At 33.7% G+C, this 10,049-nt stretch carries 7 protein-coding genes; 1 reads left to right on the forward strand and 6 read right to left on the reverse strand.

Annotated elements, in window-relative coordinates; all coding sequences use genetic code 11:
* Window positions 1–9: 9 nt before the first annotated feature.
* The 6 genes from wmk (OZD64_RS03195) to mutL all read right to left on the reverse strand — a co-directional run bounded on the left by wmk (OZD64_RS03195) (window position 10) and on the right by mutL (window position 7,043).
* Window positions 10–996 (reverse strand): WO male-killing family protein Wmk, encoded by a 987-nt coding sequence (gene wmk / locus OZD64_RS03195; protein WP_006013990.1) that lies wholly within the window; start codon window positions 994–996, stop codon window positions 10–12.
* Window positions 997–1,042: 46 nt separating this feature from the next.
* Entirely contained in the window at window positions 1,043–1,951 is a 909-nt protein-coding gene (gene wmk, locus OZD64_RS03200; protein ID WP_274999279.1) for a WO male-killing family protein Wmk, read from the reverse strand.
* Window positions 1,952–2,040: 89 nt separating this feature from the next.
* The gene (locus OZD64_RS03205; RefSeq protein ID WP_264376472.1) at window positions 2,041–3,234 is read right to left on the reverse strand and encodes a hypothetical protein; all 1,194 of its coding nucleotides are present in this window, start codon (window positions 3,232–3,234) and stop codon (window positions 2,041–2,043) included.
* Between the two features lie 170 nt (window positions 3,235–3,404).
* Window positions 3,405–4,070 carry a JAB domain-containing protein gene (locus tag OZD64_RS03210; protein WP_143688756.1) on the reverse strand — a complete coding sequence of 222 codons (666 nt, stop codon included), beginning with the start codon at window positions 4,068–4,070 and terminating at the stop codon, window positions 3,405–3,407.
* A gap of 169 nt (window positions 4,071–4,239) precedes the next feature.
* Window positions 4,240–5,178, reverse strand: a complete 939-nt coding sequence (wmk, locus tag OZD64_RS03215; RefSeq protein WP_262986639.1) for a WO male-killing family protein Wmk — start codon at window positions 5,176–5,178, stop codon at window positions 4,240–4,242.
* A gap of 68 nt (window positions 5,179–5,246) precedes the next feature.
* Window positions 5,247–7,043: a DNA mismatch repair endonuclease MutL gene (gene mutL / locus OZD64_RS03220; RefSeq protein ID WP_253309690.1), complete on the reverse strand. Its 1,797-nt coding sequence runs from the start codon at window positions 7,041–7,043 to the stop codon at window positions 5,247–5,249.
* A gap of 429 nt (window positions 7,044–7,472) precedes the next feature.
* Here mutL and OZD64_RS03225 point away from each other — a divergent pair.
* Window positions 7,473–10,049: ankyrin repeat domain-containing protein (locus OZD64_RS03225; protein WP_274999280.1), on the forward strand; the 2,577-nt coding region annotated here is incomplete at its 3' end.

Consider the following 10,049-nt stretch of genomic DNA (forward strand, 5'->3'; position numbering starts at 1 on the left):
TAAACACATTCAATTTTCACACTCACCCAACTCATCAGCAGTTAGGCCACTTGCTCGCACAATAATATCAATAGCAACACCTTCCTTAACTAGATCTTTTGCAATCTTGATTTTCTCTGCTTTTTTAACCTTTTCTTTACCAGTTTGCATTCCTTCAGATAAAGATCTAGCTACCGTATCCAGTAATTCTTGATCCTCAATTTTTTCGCATTTACCTATAAACCCAAAAACTGGCTCATTTTCATATTCTGTTAGTCCAAGAGCTTTAATGTTAACTGATAATGTCTTTGCTATCTTATATAATATTTCAATTGGAATGTCTGTATATCCTCGTTCATAGTCGTGTATTTCTTTAGGTGTTGAACCGATTTTATTTGCCAAGTCCTCCTGAGTGTATTCCCGTATTAATCTCTGCTCTTTTATCCTTTTCCCCACTTTGTAGAGTATAGAATCAGTACAAATTTCTTTCTCTATATCATCATATTCGTAAGTAGATAAGCGAGTCACTTGGGAAATAATATCAACTGAAACTCCTTCTTTCACTAGATTCTTTGCTACTTCTATTTTCGCTTCTTCTTGGCTAATTTTCTCGCTAATATATACAAACCTTACTAATGGATACAGCTTCTTGCGTAATTCCTGATCCTTAATTTCTCTATGTATTTTTGTTAGATAGACTATTTCTTTATCCTCATCTTCATACCAACTGTTTTCTCTTAGTACTGTTGGTCCTGGAAGTAGATCTATAACATTAACTGACAATGCTCCTGCTATTATATACGATTCTTTGATTGTAATAGCCTTGCACCCTAGTTCAAAGTTATGTATTTCCTTATGTGTTAAACCAATTTTGCTTGCTAATTTTGCCTGAGTATACCCTTGTACTATCCTACAACCTTCTATTTTTTTCCCCAGCTCGTAGCTTACTGAGCCAATATGCTCTGAATTATCATAGATAAATCCTCTAAAAGCTGTTTTTCCTACAGAAGCAAACATATATTCTATCACAAAAAAATCCACTATTGGCTAAGTTTTTATGAAATCACAAAAATTTCTCAATCATATAATTTGATAAGCCTGTCGTTTGCAAGATAATATCAACAGAAATTCCTTCTTTCACTAAATTCCTTGCAACTTCAATCTTCTTTTCCTCTCTGACCTTTTCTCTATAAACATGTATACCTTCAAATAAAGACTTGATTAGCATATCGCGTAATTCCCGACTCTCAATCTTTTTGTATTCTTCTATCAACTTTGATAGCTTTTCTTCCGCTTCACTATCCTCATCTGATTCGGGAAGTAGATCTATGATACTGATTGATAATACCTTTGCTATTTCATCTAACATTTCAAGTGAGACAGCAGCTCTCCCTTGTTCATATTCGTATATTCCTTGATTTGTTATGCCAACTTTATTCGCTAAATCTTTTTGTGTATATCCTCGTATCAATCTCCACTCTTTTATCCTTTGCCCTACTTTGTATGGAATGGGAATTTTGTTCTCCTCATACTCACCAATAGATAAGTTAGTTGTTCGAGAGATAACATGAGCAGAAACTCCTACTTTCATCAAACCCCTTGCTACTTCCATTTTTACCGCTTTTCTGCTTCTTTCCTCACTCAAACGAATAAATTTGATTAATAAATAAAATACCTCGCTTAATTCTTTATCCTTATACCCCTTTACTAAATTTAATATTTCTTCATCTTCAAAATATCTTTTTTCATTTGGTAGCATCTCTCCACAAACTAGACCTTTAACATTTACTGATAACGCTTCTGCTATAGCATATAATTTCTTAATTGGAATTTTACGACTCCCTTTTTCATATTGCAGTATTGCCCAGTACTTTACACCAACCTTCTCCGCTAAATCCTTCTGAGTATACCCTCTCTCTAACCTCCAACTTTTCACTTTTTGCCCTACTTCATAGTCTAGACTTTTTTCCATACAAAGAACCATATATAATATTTTCTACTATAGCTCAGATATAACGGTAAGAAAAAACCTCTGGAACCTTACAGTTGGCTATAGACACATTAAAGTTCTCTAAAGGTTTCTTTACTACCTGCACGTATTCTATTTACCCACGGAGACAATACTTCATTATTGCTAACCTCTTTTATAGCATACTTTTCATTCCATATGCCACATCTAGTGAAATTACCTTTCTCTACTGCTTCTTGAAGTTTCACTCCTCCAAAAAGACAATTTTTTCCTATTTCTTCTCCTCTTTCTTGTAATTTAGACCACATTTCCTTGTTTTCTACTCTGACTTGTACTTGATCATATTTTTTTACATCGTGGTACAATATAATATTTAGCTTACCAATGCTTGTAGGAAATTCTAATATAATAGAGCTTTCATCTGACATATCGATATAGTTTCTTATACCTCCCTTCTCACTTTTAACCTCAACTGCATCATTGCCAATTTTTAAAATATTACTTCCTAATTCTCTCAGTATTTTGGCTACCTCTACCTTGCTATCCCCAGAAAATTCTATATACGATGTTGTATTATCTATCTCAATATCTATTAATTCTCCTTCTTGCACAGCACTTTCTCCAGCTTTCTCTAGTTCTTCTAGTCTCTCATCTATCTGTGGCTGAACTTCTGGTTGTAGCTCATTATAGATTTCACCTATCAATTTATTCTCCAATAAAGTATCATGAAACTCTGCACCGTTTAGCATTAGTTTACGTATTAGCTTTTTACGATCAGCCTTATCAAATTTATGAAAATGTGTACCCAATATTACATACTCAGCAAAGCTCCATTCCCCATCATTACATGCATTTAGCCTTCCTCCAGATGCTAGTACTTTGTCTATAACTTTGTGCAATTCATTTACATTCTTTGCCTCTACCACTTCACTTTTAAACCAGCTCAAAGTTTCACTTTCACCTTCACTCGGCTTTATTTTTTTCAAAGCTGAAGCAAATGGATTTTTATCTTCTTGATCACTTACAGGTTTTGTGCCATAAACATAGTCAAATCCTTTCCCATAGTTGATTTGGTTTTCGCGAACTTCTCTACCAGGGAAAGGTGCTATTTCTTCAGGCTTTTTAGCCTTATTAATTTTGCTTACAAAGGTGGATTGCTCCTTAGTACGACCAATTCCTATAATCGCATTTAACATCTCACCTTTTGATAATCTATCAAGATCAACGTTTAATTCGTAAACACCCCCTTCTTGATCATCAAAAGGTACAATTATTTTATTAACCATATTAGCCTCCGCTATTAAATATACTTTACTAAGTCTACAACCGACTTTATTACTTTATTATTAATTCAATATATACTTTTTCATTAATTATAAACAAGAATTAATGTGCTTGCAAATACTTTCTTCATTCAACTAGTTAAATAACTCATGAAAATCTTCAAACATCTGCTTTATAACAGTCCTTGCTCTTTAAAGCTAAAATACCCAACACTCGTGATGATAATGTGATCCAGTAACCTAATCCCTATAGTCTGACAAGCTTTAGCCAAGTCTTTAGTTACAGCTTCATCCTCATCAGATGGCTTTAACCTTCCTTCTGGGTGGTTATGCGATATTATTATTGACGTCGCTTTTCTTATTAATGCCTTTCTTGTTACTTCTCTTATGTAAAAAGGTACCTTATCCACTGTACCAGTGAACACTTCTTCCCCCTTTAAACGGCACTTTTGATCAAAATATATTATTTTCATCTTTTCCTCCTCTGAATAGCCAATACTCACCCTTAAATATTTTACTATGGTTTCCAAGTTATCCATTACAGGTCCTTTCTTTAACTCTTCTCTTGGTACTCTCTTTGCAGCTTCCTTTAGGCACAAAATTACTGCTACTGTAGAGTCAGTTATCCCTTCTATAGTTTTCAAGTCATCTATTTCCTGGCCTAAAACTCCTCCTATTCCAAAATTATCTATTAGCTTTCTAGCAATAATTCGAGCTTCTTCCCTGTCATGCACTGCACTTAGAAACGTTTCTATTACTTCACGATCAAGTAGTGCTTTACCGTTGCTTTCTAATGCTCTGAATTCTATTTCTTCTCTACGATCTTTCTTATTATTCATAAAAATTACCCTTCACTAATAACAAAATGTTTTTATATATTTACTGCTGTTTTTTGTCAGCATTGGCATAAGGCCATAGCTTTTGAGTGAAGTCAAATCAATTTTTCAATCTTTTTTACTTATTTTTTCATCAAAAAGTAAAGATATTAATAGATACTGATTTTTTATTTTAAATTTGTTGAATTTCGTCTAAAGAGATGCCCACTGTTTTTAAAATAATATTGATAGAAATTCCTTCCTTAACTAAATTCTTTGCAATTTTCATCTTTTCTACTCTCTTCACTTTCTCTTTGCAAACTTGTATGCTTTCAAACAGAGATTTTATGAGTACATGACGTAATTCTTGGCTTTTAATCTTTTTGTATTCTTCTATTAACCTTGATAGTTCCACTTCACTATTCTCATTTTCTCTTGTTTCTGGAAGCAGATCTGTAATATTAATTAATAGCATCTTTGCTATTTCATCTAACATTTCAAGTGAAACAGCAGCTCGTCCTTGTTCATATTCATATATTCTTTGATTTATTATGCCCACTTTACTTGCTAAATCTTCCTGAGTGTATCCTCTTCTCAACCTCCATTCTTTTACTCTTTGACCTACTTTATACGGAATGGAAATTTTTTTCTCATCATTATCATATTCATCAACAGATAAATTGGTTGTTCGAGAGATAACATGAGCAGAAACTCCTTCCTTAACCAAACCCTTTGCTACTTCTATTTTTACCGCCTTTCCACTTTCTTCCTCACTAATACGGATGAATTTAGTTAATAAATAAAACGTTTCACGTAATTCTTGATCCTTAATCTCTCTATGTCTTCTTACTAGATTTAATACCTCTTCTCCCTCATACCTTCCCTCATTTGATACTTCTTGTACGCAAGCTAGATCTCTAGCAGTTGTTGATAATGCTTCTGCTAATTCATATAACTTCTTAATTGAAATTCTGCGTGTTCCTTTTTCGTATTGAAGTATTACCTGATATGTTGTTCCGATTTTTTTTGCTAAATCTTTTTGAGTATATCCCTTTGCTAATCTACGATTTCTTACTTCCTGTCCTATTACTTTGTAATCTAAAAAATTAGAGCATTTATTCTCTTTTTTCACATTTTATACTCCATAACCAGAAGAGCTGTTACGTATACTTAATTGGGAACCTTTTTGACAAACTGAACTCATCTCCTTTCAAACAATTTTTCTATATCACTTAGTTTCATTTCTATATACGTTGGTCTTTCATGACCAGGATATGGAGTTTTCTCAATTTGTCTTAGTATCTCATTCATCTCTTCCAATTTCATTTTTCTTCCTGCTCCATGGCAAGCGATTGTGGCTGATATTTTATTCACCTTATCCTCTATTGGCAACGTATCTTCCATTTCCATTAACTTATCTACTATATCAACTAGCATCTCTTTTATATCTATTGTTCCCAAGATTGCAGGTATTTCTTTTATCGTTACTTTATCTTCTGATTGTATTTCAATATCAAAACCCATTTCAAAAAGCTCATCTTTATAAGTTTTAACCATCCCCATTCCAGCTTGGTTTTTAATTTCAACTGTTTCAGGAAGAAGTTTTTGTCTTTTTATGCTTGATTTTTGCTTTAAGCACTCGTATATCAACCTCTCATAGGCTGCATGTTGATCTACTATAATCAGCCTATCTCCAGCCTCAGCAATAATGTAAGTATTGTGGACCTGACAACGTGCATATCCTAGGGGATGATCCTCTACCAAATCAATTTGCTTCCTTTCTAAAACCATCGTTCCCTTTTGGGCTGGGGATTCTCCATACTTAAAAGTTTCTGGTAAGCTTTGCCTTCTTTCATCTGGTGCATTGAATTCTTTCATTAGACGATTTTCTAAAAGACTTGGTCTCTTTTCATAAAACTCTTTTTGATCTTTTTTCTCTTGACTATCAACCTGCTCTTGGCTTTTACTATCATTAAAAATTAGCTCCTCTTCAATACCTTGATCACCCGCTGCAAATCTCGTTGATAGTGTTTTTATTATCCCTCTTCTCACTATTTCATATATTAGCCTTTTATTCTGAAATCTTACTTCCGATTTATTTGGATGCACATTTACATCTACTTGGTCATATGGTACTTCTAAATGCAACACTGCAAAAGGATACCTATTGTTTGGAATAAAATCGTGATACGCATATCTAATTGCACCAACAAGTAGATTGTCTTTTATTGGCCTTCCATTAACAAACGTATAAATCTGAGTTGAGTTGCCACGATTGACATTAGGTTTACAGATGTGTCCCTTAAGTTTGATGCCTTCTTCTTCCTCTTTAACTTCCAGTGAATTGCTTTGAAATTCTTCTTCTATTTCACATAATCTGTTGAACAGCGAAGTTTGCTTAACATATTTTAAGAGCTTTTTATTACCAGAAGTGAGAGTAAACCCAATACTATAATTAATCATCGCTAAGTTATTCACAATATCAACAATACTTTGTGTTTCTGCCCTTTCGGTTTTTAGAAACTTTAGTCTATTTGGTGTAGCAAAAAATAAGTCACGAACTTCAATATATGTACCTTGTAACAAAGAACAAGGGGTAATCTCTCTTATTTTTTCTCCTCCCTCATACCTTATAGACCATGCTTCCTTTGCTCCACTTGCCTTAGACGATAATTTCATTCTGCTTACTGCTGCAATTGAAGGTAAAGCTTCTCCCCTAAACCCAAGGTGCTTGATTTCTATTAACTCACTATCGCTTAATTTTGAAGTGGCATGCCTCATAAATGCTAGTTCTAAGTCGTCCTTTTCTATTCCATTTCCATCATCTGTCACAGTTATAAGGTTACGTCCACCACTTTCTATTTTGATCTCTATCTCTGAACTTCCAGCATCTATTGCATTTTCTACTAATTCCTTTACTACACTCGCTGGCCTTTCTATTACCTCTCCCGCTGCTATACGATTTATAGTTTTTGTGTCTAAAAGAATTATTGCCATATTTTCAACTCTCAGTCTGATCAGTTTAATATCAATTAAAATCAGATTGTCTATTAAATTCTATTCTAAGCCCTTTCATGAAGATCATTAGAATTATGTATAATTATTAATGCTTTTTAAGTGGATTTCCTATTGTTCTTTCTAAGTTCCTTGGTGCACGTAACGATTATTCTTTAAAAAGAATATTGGCTACTGAGAAGAATGAAGACATCTTCATCAGAAAAAAAAGGGGCAAAAACAGAGAAAATTGACGTAGCTACTTAAGGCAGGTGTCTCTATTGCAGCTGAGACAACTGATCTACTCATGATCAAATGAAGAAGTTATAAGCATACAGATTGGATTACAGTATCTTTTTTAAGAAGAAGATTTATCTTGCTTAAAAACTTGTAGATACTATACTTTACATAAATTCTTCATGCGAGGCCTTTATGTTTACTAATAGAATATCTAATAATCTGGATCAGCTGCAATTTTTTGTAGAGTTTTTAAATGAAAATTATGAAATTCAGAAACATCTTAGTCTTACACCACTACATTTAGCAGCAGGAAATGGTCAGTTGGATTTAGTCAACACTTTATTAGGAGAAGGTTTAGATATTAATTCAGAGATTAAGTACGATGGCTTTACGCCACTGTATTTTTCAATTGCAAAAAATCGCTTAGAGATGGTTAACTTTCTTATTGCTCATGGAGCAGATGTAAACCATAAGACCATTCTAGGCTTTACACCTTTAAGTTTTGCATCCCAGCAAGGATATTTAGATATAGTCAACACCTTGATTGCAAATGGAGCAGATCTTAGTACTAAAACAGATAAACTTAATACACCTTTACACCTAGCAGCAGAGAATGGTCATCTAGATATAGTAAATGTTTTTATTGAAAAGGGATTAGATGTTAATGCTGTAAATAATGATCGAGCAAGACCTTTGCATTCTGCAGTACAAAATGGTAACCTCGAAGTAGTTAAAGCTCTTATTTCACAAGGGTCTAATATTAACGCTGGATCTTCAGGCATAGGTAATCATAAAGTTGATGCAAACATTACACCCTTACATCTGGGAACACAAACTGGTAGGTTAGATATAGTTAAAGTTCTGCTTGAAGCGGGAGCAAACGTTAATGCAAAAACAGATGATAAGATTACACCTCTACATTTAGCGTCTCAAAATGGCTTTTTAGAGTTAGTAGACATTTTACTAAAAGCAAAATCTAATGTTAATGCTAAGGATTATGAGAATCTTACACCTCTACATTTAGCAGCAGAACGTAATCACTTTGGAGTAGTTAAGTCTCTTCTTCTCGTAAGGGGAATTGATGTTAATGCTAAGGACCACGATAATTCCACAGCTTTACATATAGGATCTCAGAATGGTCACTTAGAAGTAGTGAAGCTACTAATAGAGAAAAAAGCCAATGTTAATGCTAAAAAAAACGAAGGTTTTACACCTTTGCATCTAGCAATTCAGCAAAGTCATTTCGAGGTGAGTGATTTTTTAATTAAAAATGGAGCAAACATTAACACCGTGGATGATCAGAATTGGACTCCTTTACATAATGCAGCATATAATGGTTTTTCTTTAAAAATAGTAGAGAGCTTAATTGCAAAAGGAGCAAATATAAATGCAAAGATGGATGATGGTAGAAGAGCTCTACATTTGGCAGCAGAACATAATCACTTGGAAATAATGAATTTCTTGATTGAAAATGGAGCAGATATTAATGCTCTAGATAACAGAAGTTGGACTCCTCTACATTGTGCAGCATATGATGGTAATTTAGAAGTTGCTAAATCTTTGCTTGATAAAGGAGCAGACATTAATGCTAAAACAGTTAAAAGTACTACACCTCTACACTTTGCAGTAGACCATGATCATTTAGAGGTGGTTGAATTGCTCTTAGAAAAGGAAGCAGATATTAATGCTTTAGATCACACAAATTGGACTCCTTTACATTTTGCAGCAGAAAAAGGTTATGATCAGATAGCAACCGTTCTATTGAAACATGGTGCTGATGTAAATGTAAAAGAAAATCAAAATAAAGGCACAGCCCTACATCTTGCAGCTCAATATGGTCATCCTAAGGTAGTTAAAACTCTTATTATAAATGGAGCGGATGTTAATGCAAAAATGGATAAAAATGCTACGCCTTTACACTTAGGGGCACAAATTGGTAATTTAGATATAGTTAGGTCTCTACTTATGAGCGGAGCATACTTTAATGCTAGAGCTGAAGGAGGTAGATATGTTTTACCATTACACTTTGCGGAAAGAAGAGGAAACCCAGAAGTAATAAAATTACTAAAATTGGTTGAGAAGTTATTTAAGGCTATAGAAGATAATAATTATTTAGGAATTGAGAGTTCCATTAGAGATGGAGCAATCATTGATTCGAAGAACGTGGATGGAAGAACGCCATTACATTATGCTGTTAATAATGGGCACATAAAAGTTGTAAATATCTTGCTAGCAAATGGAGCTGATGCTACTAAAGTTACTAACAAGGGTAATACACCATTACACACTGCTGCTTCCAAAGGTCATAAAGAAATTATTGAAGCTTTGTTACAACGTGTAAGCCACAATAAATTGAGTGATTTTATTAATGCTAAAACTACTTCTAGTGGTACTACATCACTTCATGTTGCAGCTAAAGGTGGCTCCTTGGAAGTTGTAAAATCTTTATTAAAACATGGTGCAATTTATAACATCAAGAATAAAGAAGGTAAAGCACCACTTGATCTTTCTCGAGACCAGAATATTACTAACCTATTGAAATTAGTAGAAGAGCTATTTGAAAATGCAAAAAATGGTAATGTTGAAATTATCAGTAAGCTGAGAGCAATAAAACCCGATGAGCGCGTAGCTGTAACAAATGCTCGTGATGATCAAGGCAAGTCATTAGTCCAGGTTGCAGTAATCAATAAACACTCAAACCTTGCAAGTAGATTATTAGAAATATTAAAAAGTCCAGATCAGAGTTTACAAGATGTCAGCGTAGAAAAT

Source organism: Wolbachia endosymbiont of Drosophila tristis (genome assembly GCF_028981745.1).
Classification (GTDB): domain Bacteria; phylum Pseudomonadota; class Alphaproteobacteria; order Rickettsiales; family Anaplasmataceae; genus Wolbachia; species Wolbachia pipientis.

What these genes read in the sequence shown, in the direction of transcription:
- OZD64_RS03210 (WP_143688756.1), bottom strand. Translation starts at nt 4,070, where the DNA reads ATGAATAATAAGAAAGATCGTAGAGAAGAAATAGAATTCAGAGCATTA.
- wmk (WP_274999279.1), bottom strand. Translation starts at nt 1,951, where the DNA reads ATGGAAAAAAGTCTAGACTATGAAGTAGGGCAAAAAGTGAAAAGTTGG.
- wmk (WP_006013990.1), bottom strand. Translation starts at nt 996, where the DNA reads ATGTTTGCTTCTGTAGGAAAAACAGCTTTTAGAGGATTTATCTATGAT.
- mutL (WP_253309690.1), bottom strand. Translation starts at nt 7,043, where the DNA reads ATGGCAATAATTCTTTTAGACACAAAAACTATAAATCGTATAGCAGCG.
- OZD64_RS03205 (WP_264376472.1), bottom strand. Translation starts at nt 3,234, where the DNA reads ATGGTTAATAAAATAATTGTACCTTTTGATGATCAAGAAGGGGGTGTT.